The following is a 19,834-nucleotide window of genomic DNA, read 5'->3' on the forward strand; positions in this document are numbered from 1 at the left end:
CGCGCTTCTTAAAATGCTTCGGTATTCAAACCCCGGAGCTTGCAGTCATGACTTCCCTCACGGTCACGGCACCTCTCGCCGCGGCCAGCCCGGCTGCCGTCACGCCACTTGTCTTTGGTCCGCGGATCATCATCGGTCTGGTGGGCGTGTTGTTGGCAGTGCTGGTGTCAGGCCTGAACGAAATGGTGACCAAGGTTGCCCTGGCCGACATTCGCGGCGCGTTGGCCATCGGCTACGACGAAGGCACCTGGCTGGTCGCCAGTTACACCGCGACCTCGGTGGCGGCCATGGCTTTTGCGCCGTGGTGCTCGGTGACGTTCTCGCTGCGACGGTTCACCCTCTGCGCCATCAGTGCATTCACCCTGTTGGGCGTGTTGTGCCCGTTCGCTCCAAACTACGAAAGCCTGCTGGTCATGCGCACCTTGCAAGGCCTGGCGGGCGGTGCGTTGCCGCCGATGCTGATGACCGTCGCGCTGCGTTTTTTGCCGGCCAACGTGAAGCTTTATGGTCTGGCCGGTTATGCCCTGAGCGCGACGTTCGGCCCAGGGCTCGGCACTCCGCTGGCCGGGTTGTGGACCGAACACGTCGGATGGCAGTGGACCTTCTGGCAAATCATCGCACCGTGCCTGATCGCCACGGTCGCGGTGGCGTATGGCTTGCCCCAGGACCCGTTGCGCCTGGCGCGCTTCAAACAATTCAACTGGCGCGGTTTGCTGCTGGGTTTTCCGGCGATCTGCATGCTGGTGATCGGCATTTTGCAAGGCAATCGGCTGGACTGGTTCGAGTCGAGCCTGATCTGTGGATTGCTCGGTGGCGGGTTGCTGCTGTTGGTGCTGTTCCTGATCAACGAATGGTCACAACCGATGCCGTTTTTCAAGATGCAGATGCTCGGTATCCGCAATCTATCGTTCGCTTTGCTGACCTTGGCCGGGGTGTTGGTGGTGCTGCTGGCGGTGATCATCATTCCGTCCAGCTATCTGGCGCAGGTGCAGGGTTATCGCCCGGTTCAGACTGCGCCGATCATGTTGCTGGCGGCGTTGCCGCAGTTGATCGCGCTGCCGTTGGTGGCGGCACTGTGCAACCTGCGTTGGGTCGATTGCCGCTGGGTGCTGGGGATCGGCCTGAGCATGCTGGCGCTGTCCTGCATCGGTGGGTCGCAGCTGACGTCGGTGTGGATTCGCGACGACTTCTATGGGCTGCAACTGCTGCAAATCTTCGGTCAGCCGATGGCGGTGCTGCCGTTGTTGATGCTCTCCACCGGCAGCATCAGCCCGATGGAAGGGCCCTTCGCTTCGGCCTGGTTCAACACCGTAAAAGGCCTGGCGGCGGTGATCGCCACCGGTGTGCTGGAGGCGTTGACCACTTCAAGGCTGCATTTCCACTCGATGATGCTGGTGGACAACCTCGGCAACTCACCCCTGGTCGACAGCGACAGCGCGGGCCTTGCCCACCGGCTGCATGAGCAGGCCGTGGTGCTGACGGCATCGGATCTTTATCTGTGCATGGCCGGCGTCGCACTGGCGCTGATCCTGCTGATTTTCTGGCTGCCGACGCGGATCTATCCGCCGCGCGCGCCGACTTGAATGCTTCACTGAAACAGAAGGTTTTTATGACGACTCAATCAAAGCAAAAAGTGGCCGTTGGCGTCGCCGCGGTGGTGGCGCTCGGGGTGCTGGTTTATTGGCTGGCGCCCGGCCTGTTCGGCAAGCGCACCCAGCAGAACACCAATGACGCCTTTGTCTCGGCGGATTTCACGCTGGTGGTGCCTCGCGTGGCTGGCTTCATCAAGGAAGTGCTGGTGGAGGACAACCAGCAGGTCAAGGCCGGGCAGTTGCTGGCGTTGATCGATGACCGTGATCTGCGTGCCGCCGCCCAAGCGGCAGACGCTGAAACCCTGGTGGCCAGGGCGCAACTGCAAAATGCCCGTGCGACCCTTGAACGTCAGGCTTCGGTGATCGCTCAGGCCCAGGCCACGGTCGTGTCGACCAAGGCTGAAATGGCCTTCGCCGAGCATGAACTGAATCGCTACAACCATCTCGCCGGGGTGGGCGCCGGCACGGTGCAGAACGCTCAACAAGCGCGGACTCGCATCGATCAGGCTTCCGCGCGGTTGGCTATCGTGACGGCGATGCTGGCGGCGGAGCGCAAGCAGGTGGAAGTCCTCACCGCCCAGCGTGACGCGGCTGAAGGAGGGTTGAAACGGGCGCAAGCGGCGCTGGAAATGGCCAGCTACGAGCTCTCCTACACCCGCATCGTTGCACCTCAGGACGGTATGGTCGGCGAGCGCGCCGTTCGGGTCGGTGCCTATGTCACGCCGGGGAGCAAAATCCTCGCGGTGGTGCCGCTTGCGCAGGCCTATGTGGTCGCCAATTTTCAGGAGACCCAACTGACCGACGTGCAGCCGGGGCAGGACGTGCAAGTGCGTGTCGACAGCCTCGGCGGCGAGGTCCTGAGCGGTCGCGTCGAGAGCATCGCACCGGCCACGGGTGTGACGTTCGCCTCGGTTAAGCCGGACAACGCCACCGGTAACTTCACCAAGGTGGTGCAGCGGATTCCGGTGAAAATCGTCCTTGATCCGGGTCAGGCATTGGTCGAGCGGTTGCGCGTGGGGATGTCGGTTGAGGCGAGTATTGATACTGCAAGCGCCAGCGCCGATGAGCATGAGGTCGCGCAACGATGAAGGTTTTCATTGATAGGGCTGACGTCTTCGCGAGCAAGCTCGCTCCCACATTGGATCTGTGTAATGCACGCAATCTCTGCACAAGTGGAGATCCCCTGTGGGAGCGAGCCTACTCGCGAAGAGGCCGCCAGCCTCAACTCACCCTTTGTGCCTTGTTCGTCATGAGCCTTTCAGCCTGCACAGTCGGCCCGGATTTTCAAAAGCCTCAGGCACCGCAAATCGCCGAGTGGTCGACACCATCCAAGTCCGCCGCCAGCCAAGCCATCGCCGAGACCATGGACGAACGCTGGTGGGAGGTGTTCCACGACCCGAAACTCTCGGCCCTGACTCAACGCGCCTTGACCGACAACCTCGACCTGAAACTCGCCAGCAGCCGTTTGCAGCAAAGCCGCGCTGTGCGTCAGGTGATCACCGCCGACCGTTACCCGAATACCGCCGCCACTGGTAGCTACGGGCGTAAACGCAACAGCGGCGAAGGCTTGAACGATCCGTCGGGACACAATGGCGACTCGGCTTACAACCTGTGGGACGCAGGCTTCTCCGCGTCCTGGGAACTGGATTTCTGGGGCCGTGTGCGCCGCGAAACCGAAGCCGCCGATGCCACCCTGGAAGTCGCGGAAAACGACCGACGCGGCGTGCTGCTGTCGGTCCTGGCCGAGACCGCTCAGGACTACATTCAGCTGCGCGGTGTGCAACGCACGCGAGCCGTCACCGAGCAGAACCTCGACGTCGCCCGTCATAGCCTGAAACTCTCGCAGCTGCGCCTGGCCGACGGTGTCGCCACCGACCTAGACGTTGCCGAAGCTGCCGCGCAAGTTGCAGCCATCGAATCGCGCCTGCCAGCGCTGGAGCAACGCCAGTCGCAACTGATCAACGCCTTGAGCCTGTTGATGGGCGAGCCGCCGCAAGCGCTGTCTGCCGAGTTATCCACAGACGCCCCGGTGCCACTAACCCCGCGTCAGGTCGCTATCGGCCTGCCGTCGCAACTGGCCAAACGCCGCCCGGACATCCGCCAGGCCGAAGCCCGCCTGCATGCCGCGACAGCGAGCATCGGTGTGGCCAAGGGTGATTTCTATCCGCGGATAACCCTGTCGGGCAACATCGGATCGCAAGCCATGCAGCTCAGCGATTTCGGCTCCTGGGGCTCGCGTTCGTTCGGTATCGGCCCGCAATTCAGCCTGCCGCTGTTTGACGGTGGTCGCCTGCGCGGCGTGCTGCATTTGCGCGAAGCCCAACAACAGGAAGCGGCTATCGCCTACCAGCAAACCGTGCTGCGCGCCTGGCATGAAATCGACGATCAACTGACGGCTTACAACGCCAGCCAACTGCGTCGCGACAGCCTCGCCGAAGCCGTCCGCCAGAACCAGATCGCCCTACGTACCGCGCAACAGCAATATGTGGAAGGGGTGGTGGATTTCGTGAACGTGCTGACGGTGCAAGGCGCGTTGCTGGCGACTCAGGAGCAGTTTGTGGAGAGTTCGACCGGGGTGTCGCTGGCGATGGTCGGGTTATACAAGGCGTTGGGTGGGGGATGGGAGTCGGTGTATCCGTTGGCTAGCGTCGTTACCAGTAATCCGGTTTGATGGCAGGCGTTTTACGGGTAGGCACGCGTTCCGGGAACTGGTGTGACTGCAACTCTTCTGCGGAGATGACTCGACGCATCCAATGGGAATGTTCCTTTAGCGAACCTGGTGAAGGACAGTTCAATTCAGCTCGATGAGGAAGAATGACCCCGATAGTTATGTCAGGAAAATCTTCGCGAATAGCTTTAAGGGCTGGAGTCATGTCTGTGTCGCTGGAAACCAGTACGAGTTGTTCAATACGGTCATGCACTTCAAGAGCGGCTTGCTTGGTAGCAGTGCGGTACATGCTGATCGCGATGTGAACATCCGTTTCTTTCTCTTCAAGCTTCCAAATGTCGACCTTGTCTTGACGTGAAGCACCTGTTTTCCTGTCTATGAAGCGCGGAGCTTTCGCCGGCTCGAGCGAGTGCCGGCCATAGTGCACTGCTACTTTGGTCGCTTTCAGTGCTCGCACATAGGAGTCTTGAGCCTCTTTCGAGATTCTGCCCCGAGTGGCGAGTATCGGTTTGACGGAAGAAGTGAAGTAATCAACGGAGATGATTGAGCTTTGCGGGTTTTCGATATGTGCGACATGGGCCAGCAGGTCTTTGAGGTTGAGCCACTTATAGGGAGTGCCCGCGAGCAACCCGTAAAACAGATTGTAGCCATCAACAAAAAAAGCGGTGCGCACTAACTTAATCCTCAAAAACGAAAAAACCGGCCTAGGCCGGTTTCTTCACCCCAACTGCCAGAGAACTGAATCTCTACGTACGGGGTTGAGTTGGAGCAATCCTAAGTCGTGCTCGCCACGCACGTCAACCACCGATTGACCAGGAGCTGCACGACGGCATGCACTCCAGCGCCGGCGAGTCAGTTTTGATCACCGGCCTAGGTGATGGTCAAGGCGTTGTTGGCCTGATCTATTAGTGATTGCTACAGGAAGAGTGTCGAGGTGCTGCATTTCGATAAAAGTTTGAAGTGTCCACCGCTGCTCTCCGTATCGATTGAATGTATGTTCCCAATTTGATGTGGGATTTATTACCGAAAGGTACTGAAGGAAAGCCCAAGTATCTGTGCTGAGAAATTTGTCTATTTTGAAACAGCACATTTCTATCAAAGGACATCTATCTGCTTGACGCCCACCCACGCTGTCATAGACTCCGCTCATCCGTCAGGGAGATACGGTTATGCGACTTGTTCGTGTGTGGGTTATTGGATTGACCTTTGTAACGTGCGTAGCACAGGCGCAAACACCTGCGCCAGATGATCCGCTGCTGGACAGCAGCGGCAGTGCAAACACCAGCAGCGAGGCCCGTGGCGTGCTGCGTGCCCGGGATCAGGCGGTGCTCGCCAGTGAGTTGTCCGGGCGTATTGTCGAGTTGCCGTTCAGTGAGGGCGAGTCGTTCAAGAAGGGCGACACCCTGGCACGTTTTGACTGTTCGGCTTATCAGGCCCAGCTCAATGCTGCCCTGGCTGCCAGCCGTGGCGCTGGTGAAGAGCTGTCCCACAACAAGCAACTGGCGACGCTGAATTCGGTCGGGCGTTTTGAAGTGGCGCGGGCCGAGGCCAAGGTCAGCGAGACTCAGGCGCAATCCCAGGTTTATCAGGTTCAGGTCAAACGCTGCAGCGTGCTGGCGCCGTTCGATGGCCAGGTCGTCGAGCGCAAGGAAATGGCTCGTCCACTGGTGCCGGTTCGGTGACACCCCGCCATCTTTCATGCGTCTCGGTGCGGCTCGACCCTCATCAGCCAAATGCTCGCTCAACTCGACAACCACATCGTGATCTGTGAAGCACCGCCGCTGGATGCGCTATTGCGCAGCGACTTGCCCGACGTCGAGCGTCGCACATGGTGCCGGGGATGATCGGGGCTAGTGTGCTCGATGATGAGTTGCCGTTTGCTGGTCGAGAGGACTTCATCGCATGGCGGTTGGGGCGGTTGCTGCAAGCAGGGTTGGCGCAATGCCGGACGTTTGGCGGGTTGGCGGTGAATTACAGCGAATTGCCGACGGCTATGGCCGGGCGGTTGGCTGATTTTTGGATTGGATGACGTGCGGCGTGAGCAAGTGTTTGCGGCGGTGGGGCAGCATGCCAAACGGCCTTCAGAAGTGTTTGTCGGGGACAGCGATGACAAGCGTCGCGAGGCCACGGCGCTTTTGCACGAACGTGTGGAGCGTTGGACGCGAGAGCCTTATGAGGCGCTAGTTGCTGAGTCATGTATCGACGGCACTGGCGCCAATGCGAGCAGGCTCGCTTCCACATTGAATCTCGGTCGTACACAGAAGCTGTGTTCACTGAAGATCAACTGTGGGAGCGAGCGCTGCTAGCGATGGCGGTGGTCAATTCACCACAAACCTACCCGACTAAACCTTGACCCGAGCCTGCATGATCTCCGACTCCTCCCAATGATCCAGCGCTCGCTCTACGAGCAACTGCACGCCATCGGCCATTCGGCTGAGCGCCAGGGCTACGGAGCGCCGCGTCCCGTCCACATCGTCCGCCAGATTGGCAGCGATGGCGCTGATGGACAGCAGGTCTTCGGAGGCGTTGGCCAGAAGGGATTCGGTGTTGACATCGGGGGCGACGGTGAAGAGGTTGCCTTTGCGGTGTTTGGGCGGTTTTTCGGCGGTCGGGGGGAAGTAGTGGGCGAAGGCGCGTTCGGCGGCTTCTTTGAGTTTTTCGTCTTCGAGTGATTCTTCGGACGGGGTGCCAGAGTTGTCTGGCGGATTTGGAGATACCTTGAACATATAAAATTCCCTAAACAGTAAGTAGGAACCGTCACCGTTCGTTTGCACGCGAATTGGGTGGCGGCCGTGCGCAGGTGTGCAAGACCGGGACTGTTTAGGACACCCAGCAGATCCGAAGATCTCCTGCGCGCAGCCGCCATAAAGCAATGAGCCATGGCAATTGCGGCCTAAACAGTTTCGTCGGACTTGCACGTCCGTGTCACCGTTTATTCAGTGACAAAGCCAGACTAGACCTGGGTTTGGGCCGGAACAAGTTCACCAACACCGCTACAACTTGAAGGAAATCTCCGATGGGATTACCGGACGTTGGTGTCTGTAGGAAAAGTCAGGGCTTGGACGACAAATCCGCCATCCCCTTGAGCAACTCGATCGGCAGCGGAAAGACGATTGTCGACGTCTTGTCCCCGGCAATCGAACTCAGCGTCTGCATATAGCGCAGCTGCATGGCCCCAGGCTGGCGCCCGAGCATTTCTGCGGCCTGCATGAGCTTTTCCGAGGCCTGCAATTCGCCTTCGGCGTGGATCACCTTGGCCCGGCGTTCCCGCTCGGCTTCGGCCTGTTTGGCGATGGCGCGGACCATCGATTCGTTGAGGTCCACGTGCTTGATCTCGACGTTGGCGACCTTGATGCCCCAGGCATCGGTCTGGGCGTCGAGCACTTGCTGGATGTCGATGTTCAACCGCTCACGCTCGGCCAGCAGCTCATCGAGTTCATGTTTACCGAGCACTGCCCGCAAGGTGGTCTGAGCCAATTGGCTGGTGGCCATGAGAAAGTCTTCAACTTGAATAATCGCTTTCTGCGGATCGAGGACGCGGAAATACAGCACCGCGTTGACCTTGACCGAGACGTTGTCGCGGGTGATCACGTCTTGCGGTGGTACGTCGAGGACCACGGTACGCAAGTCGACGCGAACCATTTGCTGCACCACCGGAATCAGCAGGATCAGGCCAGGGCCTTTGACCTGCCAGAAGCGCCCGAGCTGGAAGACCACCCCGCGCTCGTATTCGCGCAGGATGCGAAAGGTCGACCCCGCCAGTGCAATCACCAGTAACAGCAGCGCGGCAAAACCCAGTTGCAAGCCCATGGTTATTCTCCACCCGGCGCCGCGTCAGCCGCGGCCACTTCCAGCAATAATCCCTTGCGTGCCACCACCCGGACCCTTTGCCCGGGTTGCAGCGGTGTGGCACTGAGTACTTGCCACTTTTCTCCTTGCAGGTGCACCCAACCGTTGTAGGCATTGCCGGTCAGCGACATCACCGGGGTCACGCTGCCCACCAGTCCTGAATCGCCACTGACGTTTTCGCGCGGTCGGGTTTTCAGGGCGTGGATCAGCAGGAAAATCAGCAACAGGGCACTGATCAGGCCCAGGCCGATCATCAACGGAACAGGCACCTCGGTGTTGGTCATAATCACCGCACCGATCACGAACATCACAATGCCGCCCAGACCGATCACTCCGTAATTGGGCAGGGCTGCCTCGGCGATCAGAAACGCGATGCCGAACGTGATCAGCCAGATCCCGATGGGGTTGGGCACCAGCAGGACGACGGTGTCCGCCGCGAGTACCGATCCGCTCAAGGCCAACAGCAGCGCAACTGCACAACAACGAGTGTTCACGTGACCCTCCGGGAGAGTCATTGATGGTTCTTTATACAGTCTAGCTGAGCTCTGAATTGTACGAATTTTGATCAGTTGTTGACGTTGTTCCGGCGGGCAGATTTCCCGCGCGATGGCGTCAGCGGGCCTAGACTTTTAGTGGAGAGAAAAGGTTTAACCATCGTCCGTGAAACGTTAATGCGGACTCCGAGGTGCATCATGCGTATGGCAAGAACTGTGCAGGAAAGCCTCAATAAGGCTCACTGCGAATTTGACGTCGTCACCCATCCGCACTCGGCCAGCAGCCTTGAAACGGCGCGGGTCGCGGGTATTCCTGCCGAACGGGTGGCCAAATCGGTGATCCTCGACGACCACCACGGTCATTTCCTGATGGCTGTGCTGCCGGCGAGCCGTCACCTGGACCTGAGCAAAGTACGCGGCAGTGGCGAATGGCAGATCACCCGGGAAAGTACCCTGGCGCATCTGTTCCAGGATTGCGAACGCGGCGCGGTGCCTGCGTTGGGCGAATCCTATGGCATCGACATGGTCATCGACCCACTGCTGACCCGGCAAAAAGACATCTACCTGGAGGCGGGTAACCACAACAACCTGGTGCACATGAGCGTGCCGGAATTCCTGAAAATGGTGCCGCATGCTGAAGTGTGCGAGTTGAGTCAGTAGTTTTTGCGGCGTCAGTAACATCGCCATCGCGAGCAAGCTCGCTCCCACAGGGTGACGCGATTCCTGTGGGAGCGAGCTTGCTCGCGATTGACCGCGAAGCGGTCACTATTCAGCCAACGCGAAGGAGCTCGACATGGAATCCCCAACCCACAGCCTCCCCAACCTGTTCAAACAACTCGGCCTGCCTGATGACGCCGAAAGCATCGATAAATTCATCGCCACCCATTCACCGCTCAAACCCGAATTGCACCTGGCGGATGCGTTCTTCTGGAGCAAGAGCCAGGCGGATTTCCTGCGTGACGATATTCTGGAGGACGCCGATTGGGCGGAGGTGGTGGATCAGCTGGATGTCTTGTTGAGGAAGGGGCGGGGGGTGTAAAAAAATCTGAGTGAAAATGGCGAAATGTAAAAAAAACTGGTGAGTGGTAAAAAAATCTGAGCTTTAATCGCCCAAAGTGAATTTTTTCTGTGGACGCTCGCCATGCCTGTTGTTGGATACGCCTACCTCCGTGATGCGCTTCGCCTTAAAGCTTTCATACCCAAACGCGCAGCGATGATCAAGCCAGTCACTCGAATCACATTGATCGGTGATTGCTTGGCCGTTCCCCAGTCTGTTGCACCTGCTCAGGGCTCGATGCTTGAGCATATTCTCTTTGCCCTCAAGCACGAAGGCGTCAACCTCTGCATCCTTGCCCAGGCGCTTGAAGCTGTTTCTGCTGAGCAACTGCTGGATGAGTTGGCCAAATCCCCGAATGGCGTGTTCATCCGCAAAGCCTGCTTCTTGTGGGAGAGCTTCACCGGGCAACAACTTGAGTATTCGATGCCGGTTCGGGGCAGTGTTGTTCCACTATTTGATCCCAAGCGCTATGTAACTGGGCCAGCCCTGCGCAATAGCCGCTGGCGCGTTGATTTTAACGGCTTGGGTTCTATGCGCTACTGCGCCACCGTAGAACGAACTCCTGAACTCGAAGCCTTGCTCAGTCTCGACATTCTCGGCCGCGCTAAAGCCTTTATGGCGACATTACCGCCTGAAATGATGGACCGCGCCATCAACTGGGCTTACCTGCACGAAACCCGTGATTCCTTCGCCATCGAGAAAGAAGAACCCAGCGAAGAAAAATCTCGCCGCTTTGTTCAACTGCTGCGCCAGGCCCATGAAGGGCGCGAGTTGAGTGAAGACTATCTGGTCGAACTGCAGAACAGCACGGTTTCCAATCCTTTCGACAAAGCTGTCCTGTTTCGCCACGAACAAAATCATCTGCATAACGGTTTGCGTGGCGCCGCTGGCGTCAGCTATGTCCCGCCTGCACCGGACCTGTGTCGTGAACTGATGGAAGAGTTGATGAACTTCGCCAATCAGTCTTCAAGTCAAGTCGACCCACTGGTGGCGGCTGCTGTGACTGCTTTCGGATTCGTCTTCGTTCATCCGTTCATGGATGGCAATGGCCGACTTTCACGTTTCTTGATTCATCAGACCCTTTGCCATTCCGGCGCCTTGGAAAATGGGTTGCTCCTGCCCGTCTCCGTGGCCATGAAACACGAGGAGGCGAACTACCTGGAAGCGCTGAAGGACTTCTCAAAACCTGCTCGTGATTTTTGGAATGTCACTTGGCTGGACGCTGATCAGATGGTTTTCGAGTTCATCGGCCACCCGTCCATTTATCGCTTCTGGGACGCCACCCGCTGCGTCGAATTCACCTTGCAGATGGCGCGACGCGCGCTGGAAATCGAACTGCGTGAGGAAACTGAGTTTCTGGACCGTTACGACCGTGTAGTCAAAGCGGTAAATCAGCGTTTCGATGTTCGCGGCAGCGATTTGTCGAAGCTGGTGATGATGTGTCTGGACAACGACGGCAAGGTCTCGAAGCACCGACGCAAGCAGTTTCAGTACAGCGTGTCGGAGGAGGTTTTTGCGTTTATTGAGGAGTCTGCAAGTAAACACTGAATTCAAAGCATATGGATGCTCGCTTCTAAAGCGAAAAGATAGACAGGGTGATGGCATAAAGATATTATTGGTGCGTTTGCGTATGGGGTGTATAAATATTACCCGTCGGCGTTGGCAACAATAATATAGTTGTAATACTTTGACAGGGAAAAGTTGATGTTGGATTTTTTGAAAGCTTCGCTCAAAACTGGCGGTGGACTAGCAGTTGTTGCCGCTGCGCTGTTTTATTCTATGCATGTGGAATGGTTGAAAATTGGAATGTTTTCAGCAATGACACCAGATCAAACATATAAGGCTTTTCTCTACAGCTTGGGGGCTACGGTAGTAATTGCATTAATGTTGATGTTAATTCACGCGTCATCAAATAAAAAAGCTAGTATCAGCATTTCGGCCCGTGATAATGCTAATGCGGTAAACAATTCAGGTAGCGGTACGGTCAATATCAACAAGGATAAGTGATAATGGCTTTCGATAACAGTATATCCGCCCAAGATGATGGTGTTGCTGTCCTAAACACCGGTCCTGGAAGCGTTAATCTGAATATTGTTAAGTCTTTATCAGGCCTGCCTTCAGTCCTCAATCCGCTAATTATAAAGATCGTTGAGGTGTACAGACCACAGTTTAATTCGGCAATGCAGGCTCCTAAGTATCCAGAAACTGAAGTGAAAATAACCTTTAATCGCGTCAAGATTTACGCAGAAGATTTGCGAGAGCAAAGCGGTTATATGGCGCTGATAGAAAGTTTAATTGACTGTGTTGACGATGAAAGTCCACTGTCTAAAGAAACCTTTTTGTGGGCAATAAACCAAAAGTACAAAGACGTTAAGAAAAAGATTTTTCTTGAAGGTAATATTGATCCGCTTGATAGTGAAGCGGCTAAAGAAGCCATATGTCAAAACTCAGATAAAATCATCTCTTTGGTGTCATTGGATATTTTGTCTGGAGCACATGTTTCTTCAACCTCTCCCGTTGAGTTAGTGAAAGCAGCCAAGGAGTTAATAGTTTGCTATGGGTTTATAAACTGTAAAATTCTGGAAGAGCCAGTGTGATTATTTCAAGTCTACAGTCCCCCAGCAGAAGCTTGTATGTTATTGGTGGCAATATTCTAGAAATTCTGGCGGCGTTAAAACTTGGCAGTGTTAGCCCCGTGGAGTTATATAGACGATATAAACTGGAGTATGAAGATATTTCACTTTCATACTTGATGTATGGGCTTGACTGGTTGTTTGTTGTTGGGGCTGTGGAGCTGACTGAGACAGGGGATGTTATGTCATGCAACTGATTAATTTTAAAGTTATCAAGAGTGGCAATGTTATTCGAGATATAAATTTCAAGGATGGAATTAATATCATTACTAATGACGGGCATGACGGAAACCAAATAGGGAAAAGCACATCTTTAAGGGCAATAAATTTTTGCTTAGGCTCTGACGGCGAAAGCTTGTGGAAAGATCCTGATAATAACAACATAAATGATAGTGTTCGAGAATTTTTGATTGGTGGTGAAGTATTATTTAAACTCTCCATCTTTGTTGGTGGGCAACAACGTGTAATCACCAGGAAGTTTGAGCAGGTTCAACAAAAAAGTAGAGTTGTCATTAGGCGATTAAACTGGATAGATGATTCTGAATATAAATCTCAGGATGGTTTTAAATTAGCGCTAGCTACGCTGTTCGGCCATACCACGCTAACTCCATCATTTAATACAATAAAGAATAAATTTCTTAGAATCTCCAGAGCTACATCAAACAATTCGCTTCGATATTTGACAAGTTGGACAACAAATGACGAATACACCCTTATTTATTCATATTTATTTGGGTTTGTAGGGCTGGAAAAATTAGCTGCTGAAATAGCACTTAAGCAAGAAATCGAAAGTCTTGAGTTTCGTAAAGAAAGTTTGTTGAATGGGAGTGATGAACGAGACTGTAGAGATAGAGTCGCAGCTCTCGACTTGGAAATAGAGCTTCTGCTGCAAAAAGAGGGAAGCTATGATCTCTCTGGTATTCAGGAGGAAGCTTTAGCTAGATTACGGCGTTCGCGAGAGACGATTGCTTCGCTTTCTACTGAAATAGCGAATTTGGAAGCCAGACTTGTTTACGTAAATCGAACTGTTGAGAAATATGAGGCTAGTATCTCAGACATAGATAGTTCGGTTGTTGAAGCGATATACAATGAGGCAAATATCATTTTGCCAAGTCTGGCGAGATCGCTGGAAGAAACTATTGCTTTTCATAATTCGATTTTTTCACGAAAAGCTCTATATGTTAGAGGCCAGCGACTGGCTTTAGAGGGCGATATTTTTGAGAAAAAAACAGTACTGGAAAAATCGTTAGACCTGGAAAAAAACCTTATTAAAGACCTTTCGCATGAAGGTCATTTCAGTGGGTTTATTTTACTTGAACGAGATATCCAGCAAAAAGTTGAAGAGAGAGGGAAATTTTCCTATCTGGCTGAAACAACGAAATCGATTACAGCGGAAATAAGAGTAAAAAAGACTTCTCTAGACAAGCTTAAGGCTGAAATTGAAGATTTACTAAATGACTTTAATAAGAAGCTTACAGCTTTCAATGAATGCTATGGTCAAATCACTTTAGAATTATTCTCTACCTACAAAAACATATTAAAAGCAGATACAAACTCCGACGGGGAATTATCATTCTCTATAATTAATGAGAACAAAAATACCGGGGATGGAGTTCCCAGAGCTGCGGCGATGGCGTTCGACATGGCATTGGTTGATTTCTTAAATAAAAGCGGAGCTAGATTTATACATTTTAATATTCAGGACTACTTAGAGTCGGCTGATGAAGATAAACTTGTCTCTCTGATTAAGTTGGCAAACGATAGAGGAATTCAGACAGTAATTGCGATTCTAAATGATAAGCTAAGTTTGCTAAGTGATGGTTTTAAGAAGGATAATATCGTACTGAAGTTGTCATCAGTTGATAAATTCTTTTCTTTTTGATGTGTTGTGCAATGTTTAATGGCTAATAAAAGTTAGGGTGGTCAGGGTCGGTTGCAAGACTTAACTTCTCATCTCTGTGAGTCATGCCAAAAAATCGAATACTCAAGGCCGATTAATAGACCATTCCTGCCCTACAGATAGCATTTTTTTATCTTTTGAGAATATTGGCGATTCCGCTAGTTTATATTTGGGGAGCTGGCGATTTGTTATTGGATCATCGACATAAATATTCTGGCGATTGATCCTTCGTGAGTGTCCATATATCTATAAATTGTAACAATAGTTGAAATTTAATACTGTTTCTTAAGCGCCTTCGCTTCGGCATTTACTCATGGTGCTCGCAGGGATTGAAAAAATTTGATTAATGCGTGATCTCCATACAATTTGCGTTGCAATCACTACATTGATAATCGACGTCGGTAACGTCGAAATTTACTGGCAGCGTTGGACCGTTCGTCGGGTCTGCGAGGCCTAGATATCGACGAATTTGTTTCAAAACTTGACCAACTTTCCCCTCAAATGCCATATTGATAGTTAGCAAACTAACAGTGTGTGTTTCCCCTCGTGCCGAAGAACCTCGACGCTCTCCAGATGAACATCAGCAGCTCCATGGTGGTGGCCGCCAGGCATTGGCGGAAGATCTGCCAGACCACGCTGGTCAACTATGGAATCTCCGAAGCCTGCGCCGTTCCGTTGTTGATGATCGGGCGTTTGGGCGAGGGTGTGCGGCAGGTGACGGTGGCGCAGGCGGCCGGGATGGAGAGTCCGTCCCTGGTGCGCCTGCTGGATCAGTTGTGTCATGCCGGTTACGTCTGCCGTACCGAAGACGCCCATGATCGTCGCGCCAAATGCCTGAGCCTGACCGAGACGGGTCGTGAGTTGGTGCAAGCCGTCGAAATCGAGCTGGTGCGCTTGCGCCATGAAGTGCTCGAAGGGATCGATCAGCGTGATCTGGAAGCGGCGTTGCGGGTGCTGAGGGCTTTTGAATCGGCCAATCATCTGCCGGTGATCAACCCTTGAGCGGATTTTTTACCGGCATGCCCCCGGCGCGGGACTGGTTCTACGGTGTGCGAACGTTCGCGGCGTCGATGATCGCGTTGTACATCGCCATGCTCATGCAAATGCCCCGGCCTTATTGGGCGATGGCCACGGTCTACATCGTTTCCAGTCCGTTTGTCGGCCCTACCAGTTCCAAGGCGTTGTACCGCGCCGTCGGCACCCTTCTCGGTGCCGCCGCCGCGGTTTTTTTCGTGCCGATGTTTGTCCAGAGCCCTTATGTGCTGGTGGTGGTCATTGCGCTGTGGACCGGGATTCTGCTGTTCCTGTCGCTGCACCTGCGCACGGCCAACAGTTACGCCCTGATGCTCGCCGGTTACACCTTGCCGCTGATCGCTCTGCCGGTGGTGGATAACCCGTTGGGGGTGTGGGACGTGGCCGAAGCGCGGACGGAAGAAATCTTCCTCGGCATCGCCGTGGCGGCGGTGGTTGGCGCCATGTTCTGGCCCCGGCGGCTGGCGCCGGTGTTCAACGATTCGGTAAGCAAATGGTTTGCCGATGCCTCGACTTACAGCCTGCGTTTTCTCAGCCGCAACGTGCAGCCGGACGAAGTCAGCGCGCTGCGCTCCTCGATGGTCGCGACCTTCAACACGCTGGAATTGATGATCGGTCAGTTGCCCCACGAAGGCGCGCGGCCGCAAACGGTGCGCAACACTAAGGAACTGCGCGGTCGCATGATTCATTTGCTGCCGGTGATTGATGCCCTCGACGACGCACTCTATGCCCTTGAGCGGCGCACGCCCGAGCTTGTGGATAAGTTCGCGCCGTTGCTGGCCGCGACCACCGAATGGCTCGACCACAAAGACGCCGACCTCGAGCGCTGGCAAGCGCTGAAAGATCAACTCGAAGCGCTGCAACCGTCCGCCGAAGCGTTGGATGATCGCAAGCAGTTGCTGTTCTCCAATGCCCTGTATCGCCTCGGCGAATGGATTGATGTGTGGCAGGACTGTCGCAGCCTGCAGTACGCCATCCAGTGCGAAAGCCAGGACAGCTGGCGCGCAGTTTATCGCCACTGGCGGCTGGGTCGGCTGTCGCCGTTTCTCGACCGTGGGCTGATGCTCTATTCGGCGGCGTCTACGGTCACCGCCATCATCGTCGCTTCGGTGCTGTGGATTCTGCTCGGCTGGACCGACGGCGGCGCCGCGGTGATTCTGGCGGCGGTGGCGTGCAGCTTTTTCGCCTCGATGGACGACCCGGCGCCGCAGATCTACCGGTTCTTTTTCTGGACGGCGATGTCGGTGTTGTTCGCCAGTCTTTATCTGTTTCTGGTCCTGCCCAACCTGCATGACTTTCCGATGCTGGTGCTGGCGTTTGCCGTGCCGTTCATTTGCATCGGCACCCTGACGGTCAAGCCGCAGTTCTATCTGGGCATGCTGCTGACCCTCGTCAACACCTCGTCCTTCATCAGCATTCAGGGCGCCTACGACGCGGATTTCCTCAGTTTCGCCAACTCCAACCTGGCCGGTCCCGTGGGCTTGTTGTTCGCGTTCGTCTGGACCCTGATCGCCCGGCCGTTCGGTTCCGAACTGGCGTCCAAGCGCCTGACCCGTTTCAGCTGGCGCGACATTGTCAGCCTGACCGAACCGGCCACGTTGTCTGAGCATCGGCACTTGGGTGTGCAGATGCTCGATCGACTGATGCAGCATTTGCCGCGCCTGGCCATGGCCGGCCAGAACACGGGCATCGCCCTGCGGGAAGTGCGCGTGGCGCTGAACTTGCTGGATTTGCTCGCCTATACACCGCGAGTCCTCGGCGTACCGCAAGTGCTGCTGCACCAGGTGGTGGCCGAGGTCGGCGAGTACTTCAAAGCCTGCCTAAAGGCCGGCGAACGTTTGCCGGCACCGAGTCCGTTGCTGATGACCCTGGACCGCACCCGCCGTGCCCTCAACACGGAGTGCGATGAAGGTGCCCGTTTGCATTTGCTGCACGCCCTGAGCGGTTTGCGCCTGTCGCTGCTGCCGGGGGTTGAATTCGTCGGCACCGGCGAGCTCGAAGAACCGCTTTCCCATGGCATCGATGGAGCGCCTTTATGATCGGTGATCTGGATATCAGCGGGGTGTTTCTGCCCACGCTGCTGGTGCTGATGGGCATTACGTACGTGTTGTTCCTGCTGGTGCACGGGTTGCTGACGCGTCTGCACTTTTACCGTCTGGTCTGGCACCGGGCATTGTTTAACGTGGCTCTCTACGCTTTGCTGCTCGGCGCCGTGGACTCACTCAGTCGATACCTGATGACATGAAAAAACCTTTTTTGACCATCGGTCGCGTGGTGCTGACCCTGCTGATCGTGACCTTCGCCGTTGTCGTGGTCTGGCGCATGGTGATGTATTACATGTTCGCGCCCTGGACCCGGGACGGCCATATTCGCGCCGACATCGTGCAGATCGCGCCGGACGTGTCCGGGCTGATCCAGCGAGTCGACGTGCGGGACAACCAACGGGTGAAACGTGGCCAGGTGCTGTTCAGCATTGATCAGGACCGTTTCAAACTGGCCCTGCGCCAGGCCAAGGCGGCGGTCGCCGACCGTCAGGAAACCCTGGCTCAGGCGCAACGCGAAGCCAAGCGTAACCGCGGCCTCGGCAATCTGGTGCCGGGTGAGCAACTGGAGGAGAGCCAGTCCCGGGTGGCCCGCGCCGAAGTGGGGTTGATGGAAGCTCAGGTGGCGGTGGACAGCGCCCAACTCAACCTTGACCGCTCGACCATCCGCAGCCCGGTGGATGGCTACGTCAACGACCGTGCACCGCGCAATCAGGAATTCGTTACCGCCGGGCGGCCAGTGTTGTCGGTGGTGGACAGCAATTCGTTCCACATCGACGGTTATTTTGAAGAAACCAAACTGGACGGCATTCATGTCGGCCAGAGCGTCGATATTCGGGTGATCGGCGACCGGGCTCGCCTGCGCGGGCACGTGGAAAGCATCGTCGCCGGCATCGAAGACCGCGACCGCAGCAGCGGAAGCAACTTGCTGCCCAACGTTAATCCAGCGTTCAGCTGGGTGCGGCTGGCCCAGCGGATTCCGGTGCGGATCGCCTTCGATGATGTGCCGGCGGATTTCCGCATGATCGCCGGTCGCACGGCGACGGTTTCTATTATGGATGACCACCAGCAGGAGCCCGCGAAATGAGCAGGGCCTCGGGTTTGGCTATCACCGGATTAGGCCTGTTGCTGTCGGCCTGCCAGGTGGTCGGGCCGGATTATCACTTGCCGGACGAGGCCGCCGTACACCGTGAAGACTTGCAGGGCGACTTGGCGGTGAACGGCAAAAATGTCGTCTCGGCACCGGTGCCCAGCGATTGGTGGCGCTTGTATCAGGATCCGCGCCTCGATCAATTGGTCCAGCAGGCCATGGCCTCCAACACTGATTTACGCGTGGCGGCGGCGAACCTTTCCCGAGCGCGCGCGCAGGTCGATGAAGCTCAAGCGGCCGGTGGCTGGAGCGGCGGGGTGAAGATGGGAGCCCAGCGTTTGCAGGAGTCCGGCGAAGCATTCCTGCTGCCGGAGAAAGTGCCGGTGGCCAACGTCGGCGACATTGGCATTACCACCTCGTATCAGTTCGACCTGTTCGGCACGTTGCAGCGCGGTATCGAAGCGGCCAAAGCCAATGCCGATGCGACTCAAGCCGCAGCCGATACCGCGCGGATTACCTTGGTGGCCGATGTCGTTCGGGCTTACACCCAAATCTGCGCGGCCAATGAAGAGTATGAAATCGCCCAGCATTCCCTCGACTTGCAAGCCCAGAGCACCACGCTGACCCAGCGTCTTCGCGACGCCGGGCGTGGCGATGAAACCCAGGTCACCCGCTCGCAAACCCAATTCAAATCCTTGCGCGCCGACATGCCGCGTTATGAGGCGGCGCGTCAGGCCGGGTTGTTCCGGTTGTCGATGCTGTTGGCCAAACCTGTGGATCAACTGCCGGCCGGCACCGACCGCTGCGCGGAGCTGCCAAAGATTGCGCAATTGTTGCCGGTCGGTGACGGCGCCACCTTGCTCAAGCGCCGTCCCGATGTGCGGCAGGCCGAGCGACGACTGGCTGCGTCGACCGCCGGCATCGGCATCGCCACCGGCGAGTTGTACCCGGACATCAGCATCGGCGCGACCGTGGGTACCGTCGGTATCCTGGAAAACCTCGGCAAACCGGCAACCAATCGCTGGGGTTTCGGGCCGTTGCTGACCTGGACCGTGCCGTCCAACGGCTCCCGGGCGCGAATCCGCGAGGCCGAAGCCGCCACCCAAGGCGCACTGGCGCATTTCGATGGCGTGGTGCTCAACGCCATTCGCGAAACTCAGACCGGCCTGGCCCAGTACTCCGCGTTGCTGCAACGTCGCGACGCACTGGCCGACGCCGAGCAATCGGCGCAACTGGCGGCAGACCAGACTCACCGCTTCTTTCAGGCCGGCCGCGCATCGTTCCTGGCGGACCTGCAAGCGACCCGCACCTACACCGACGTGCGGGCGCAACTGGCTTCCGCCAGCACGCAGGTTGCCATGAGCCAGATCGATTTGTTCCTGGCCTTGGGTGGCGGCTGGGAAAGCGGACGAACGCAAGGCACGAACTCCGGCAAACCCTGAGGCCGTTGCTATGCTTTGAGTTGATGAGGTCGCGC

At 56.0% G+C, this 19,834-nt stretch carries 18 protein-coding genes and 2 pseudogenes; 16 read left to right on the forward strand and 4 right to left on the reverse strand.

Annotation, left to right across the window (positions count from 1 at the left end):
* Positions 1-47 precede the first annotated feature (47 nt).
* The 3 genes from QFW87_RS00760 to QFW87_RS00770 are packed head-to-tail and all read left to right on the forward strand — an operon-like array spanning position 48 to position 4,263.
* Complete coding sequence (locus QFW87_RS00760; RefSeq protein ID WP_283189575.1) at positions 48-1,583, forward strand: MFS transporter; 1,536 nt, start codon at positions 48-50, stop codon at positions 1,581-1,583.
* Between the two features lie 26 nt (positions 1,584-1,609).
* Positions 1,610-2,680: an HlyD family secretion protein gene (locus QFW87_RS00765; RefSeq protein WP_283189576.1), complete on the forward strand. Its 1,071-nt coding sequence runs from the start codon at positions 1,610-1,612 to the stop codon at positions 2,678-2,680.
* The gene (locus QFW87_RS00770; protein ID WP_283189577.1) at positions 2,677-4,263 is read left to right on the forward strand and encodes an efflux transporter outer membrane subunit; all 1,587 of its coding nucleotides are present in this window, start codon (positions 2,677-2,679) and stop codon (positions 4,261-4,263) included. The genes QFW87_RS00765 and QFW87_RS00770 overlap by 4 nt, the downstream gene beginning before the upstream one ends.
* Here QFW87_RS00770 and QFW87_RS00775 read toward each other — a convergent pair.
* Positions 4,244-4,933, reverse strand: a complete 690-nt coding sequence (locus QFW87_RS00775; protein ID WP_283189578.1) for an NYN domain-containing protein — start codon at positions 4,931-4,933, stop codon at positions 4,244-4,246. The genes QFW87_RS00770 and QFW87_RS00775 overlap by 20 nt on opposite strands.
* 496 nt (positions 4,934-5,429) lie before the next feature.
* Here QFW87_RS00775 and QFW87_RS00780 point away from each other — a divergent pair.
* Positions 5,430-5,909 (forward strand): annotated as a pseudogene (locus QFW87_RS00780) (biotin/lipoyl-binding protein); the annotation flags it as partial.
* A gap of 42 nt (positions 5,910-5,951) precedes the next feature.
* A pseudogene (locus QFW87_RS00785) lies at positions 5,952-6,566 on the forward strand (hypothetical protein); the annotation flags it as partial.
* A gap of 36 nt (positions 6,567-6,602) precedes the next feature.
* On the opposite strand, the gene QFW87_RS00790 reads toward QFW87_RS00785, so the two are convergent.
* The 3 genes from QFW87_RS00790 to QFW87_RS00800 all read right to left on the reverse strand — a co-directional run bounded on the left by QFW87_RS00790 (position 6,603) and on the right by QFW87_RS00800 (position 8,603).
* Positions 6,603-6,986, reverse strand: coding sequence for a DUF6124 family protein (locus QFW87_RS00790; protein WP_283182444.1), 384 nt, complete (start codon positions 6,984-6,986; stop codon positions 6,603-6,605).
* 325 nt (positions 6,987-7,311) lie between these two features.
* Entirely contained in the window at positions 7,312-8,070 is a 759-nt protein-coding gene (locus QFW87_RS00795) for a slipin family protein (protein WP_283182445.1), read from the reverse strand.
* 2 nt (positions 8,071-8,072) lie between these two features.
* Complete coding sequence (locus QFW87_RS00800) at positions 8,073-8,603, reverse strand: NfeD family protein (protein WP_283189579.1); 531 nt, start codon at positions 8,601-8,603, stop codon at positions 8,073-8,075.
* 198 nt (positions 8,604-8,801) lie between these two features.
* Here QFW87_RS00800 and QFW87_RS00805 point away from each other — a divergent pair, with 198 nt between their 5' ends.
* The 11 genes from QFW87_RS00805 to QFW87_RS00855 all read left to right on the forward strand — a co-directional run bounded on the left by QFW87_RS00805 (position 8,802) and on the right by QFW87_RS00855 (position 19,799).
* Positions 8,802-9,263 carry a YbaK/EbsC family protein gene (locus QFW87_RS00805; protein WP_283189580.1) on the forward strand — a complete coding sequence of 154 codons (462 nt, stop codon included), beginning with the start codon at positions 8,802-8,804 and terminating at the stop codon, positions 9,261-9,263.
* A gap of 133 nt (positions 9,264-9,396) precedes the next feature.
* Positions 9,397-9,642 (forward strand): DUF2789 domain-containing protein, encoded by a 246-nt coding sequence (locus QFW87_RS00810; protein WP_283189581.1) that lies wholly within the window; start codon positions 9,397-9,399, stop codon positions 9,640-9,642.
* A 102-nt stretch (positions 9,643-9,744) separates the two neighbouring features.
* Positions 9,745-11,208, forward strand: coding sequence for a Fic family protein (locus tag QFW87_RS00815; protein ID WP_283189582.1), 1,464 nt, complete (start codon positions 9,745-9,747; stop codon positions 11,206-11,208).
* 156 nt (positions 11,209-11,364) lie between these two features.
* Positions 11,365-11,667 carry a hypothetical protein gene (locus QFW87_RS00820; protein ID WP_283189583.1) on the forward strand — a complete coding sequence of 101 codons (303 nt, stop codon included), beginning with the start codon at positions 11,365-11,367 and terminating at the stop codon, positions 11,665-11,667.
* Between the two features lie 2 nt (positions 11,668-11,669).
* On the forward strand, positions 11,670-12,257 hold the full coding sequence (locus QFW87_RS00825; RefSeq protein WP_283189584.1) for a hypothetical protein: 588 nt from the start codon (positions 11,670-11,672) through the stop codon (positions 12,255-12,257).
* Positions 12,258-12,480: 223 nt separating this feature from the next.
* Complete coding sequence (locus QFW87_RS00830; protein ID WP_283189585.1) at positions 12,481-14,175, forward strand: DUF2326 domain-containing protein; 1,695 nt, start codon at positions 12,481-12,483, stop codon at positions 14,173-14,175.
* Between the two features lie 591 nt (positions 14,176-14,766).
* On the forward strand, positions 14,767-15,195 hold the full coding sequence (locus QFW87_RS00835) for a MarR family transcriptional regulator (protein ID WP_056745708.1): 429 nt from the start codon (positions 14,767-14,769) through the stop codon (positions 15,193-15,195).
* Positions 15,192-17,264: an FUSC family protein gene (locus QFW87_RS00840; protein ID WP_283189586.1), complete on the forward strand. Its 2,073-nt coding sequence runs from the start codon at positions 15,192-15,194 to the stop codon at positions 17,262-17,264. The genes QFW87_RS00835 and QFW87_RS00840 overlap by 4 nt, the downstream gene beginning before the upstream one ends.
* Complete coding sequence (locus QFW87_RS00845; protein ID WP_008148151.1) at positions 17,261-17,470, forward strand: DUF1656 domain-containing protein; 210 nt, start codon at positions 17,261-17,263, stop codon at positions 17,468-17,470. The genes QFW87_RS00840 and QFW87_RS00845 overlap by 4 nt, the downstream gene beginning before the upstream one ends.
* Positions 17,467-18,354, forward strand: a complete 888-nt coding sequence (locus QFW87_RS00850; protein WP_283189587.1) for an HlyD family secretion protein — start codon at positions 17,467-17,469, stop codon at positions 18,352-18,354. The genes QFW87_RS00845 and QFW87_RS00850 overlap by 4 nt, the downstream gene beginning before the upstream one ends.
* Positions 18,351-19,799 carry an efflux transporter outer membrane subunit gene (locus QFW87_RS00855; protein WP_283189588.1) on the forward strand — a complete coding sequence of 483 codons (1,449 nt, stop codon included), beginning with the start codon at positions 18,351-18,353 and terminating at the stop codon, positions 19,797-19,799. Before QFW87_RS00850 ends, QFW87_RS00855 begins: the two co-directional genes overlap by 4 nt.
* The last annotated feature ends 35 nt before the right edge of the window (positions 19,800-19,834 follow it).

The sequence above is a fragment of the Pseudomonas sp. PMCC200344 genome (genome assembly GCF_030053095.1).
GTDB lineage: Bacteria > Pseudomonadota > Gammaproteobacteria > Pseudomonadales > Pseudomonadaceae > Aquipseudomonas > Aquipseudomonas svalbardensis.

Bases quoted from the DNA above. Each gene is read 5' to 3' on its own strand.
- QFW87_RS00815 (WP_283189582.1), top strand. From the start codon at position 9,745: ATGCCTGTTGTTGGATACGCCTACCTCCGTGATGCGCTTCGCCTTAAA.
- QFW87_RS00830 (WP_283189585.1), top strand. From the start codon at position 12,481: ATGCAACTGATTAATTTTAAAGTTATCAAGAGTGGCAATGTTATTCGA.
- QFW87_RS00765 (WP_283189576.1), top strand. From the start codon at position 1,610: ATGACGACTCAATCAAAGCAAAAAGTGGCCGTTGGCGTCGCCGCGGTG.
- QFW87_RS00760 (WP_283189575.1), top strand. From the start codon at position 48: ATGACTTCCCTCACGGTCACGGCACCTCTCGCCGCGGCCAGCCCGGCT.
- QFW87_RS00790 (WP_283182444.1), bottom strand. From the start codon at position 6,986: ATGTTCAAGGTATCTCCAAATCCGCCAGACAACTCTGGCACCCCGTCC.
- QFW87_RS00835 (WP_056745708.1), top strand. From the start codon at position 14,767: ATGAACATCAGCAGCTCCATGGTGGTGGCCGCCAGGCATTGGCGGAAG.
- QFW87_RS00855 (WP_283189588.1), top strand. From the start codon at position 18,351: ATGAGCAGGGCCTCGGGTTTGGCTATCACCGGATTAGGCCTGTTGCTG.
- QFW87_RS00820 (WP_283189583.1), top strand. From the start codon at position 11,365: ATGTTGGATTTTTTGAAAGCTTCGCTCAAAACTGGCGGTGGACTAGCA.
- QFW87_RS00805 (WP_283189580.1), top strand. From the start codon at position 8,802: ATGCGTATGGCAAGAACTGTGCAGGAAAGCCTCAATAAGGCTCACTGC.
- QFW87_RS00770 (WP_283189577.1), top strand. From the start codon at position 2,677: ATGAAGGTTTTCATTGATAGGGCTGACGTCTTCGCGAGCAAGCTCGCT.
- QFW87_RS00845 (WP_008148151.1), top strand. From the start codon at position 17,261: ATGATCGGTGATCTGGATATCAGCGGGGTGTTTCTGCCCACGCTGCTG.
- QFW87_RS00795 (WP_283182445.1), bottom strand. From the start codon at position 8,070: ATGGGCTTGCAACTGGGTTTTGCCGCGCTGCTGTTACTGGTGATTGCA.
- QFW87_RS00825 (WP_283189584.1), top strand. From the start codon at position 11,670: ATGGCTTTCGATAACAGTATATCCGCCCAAGATGATGGTGTTGCTGTC.
- QFW87_RS00810 (WP_283189581.1), top strand. From the start codon at position 9,397: ATGGAATCCCCAACCCACAGCCTCCCCAACCTGTTCAAACAACTCGGC.
- QFW87_RS00850 (WP_283189587.1), top strand. From the start codon at position 17,467: ATGAAAAAACCTTTTTTGACCATCGGTCGCGTGGTGCTGACCCTGCTG.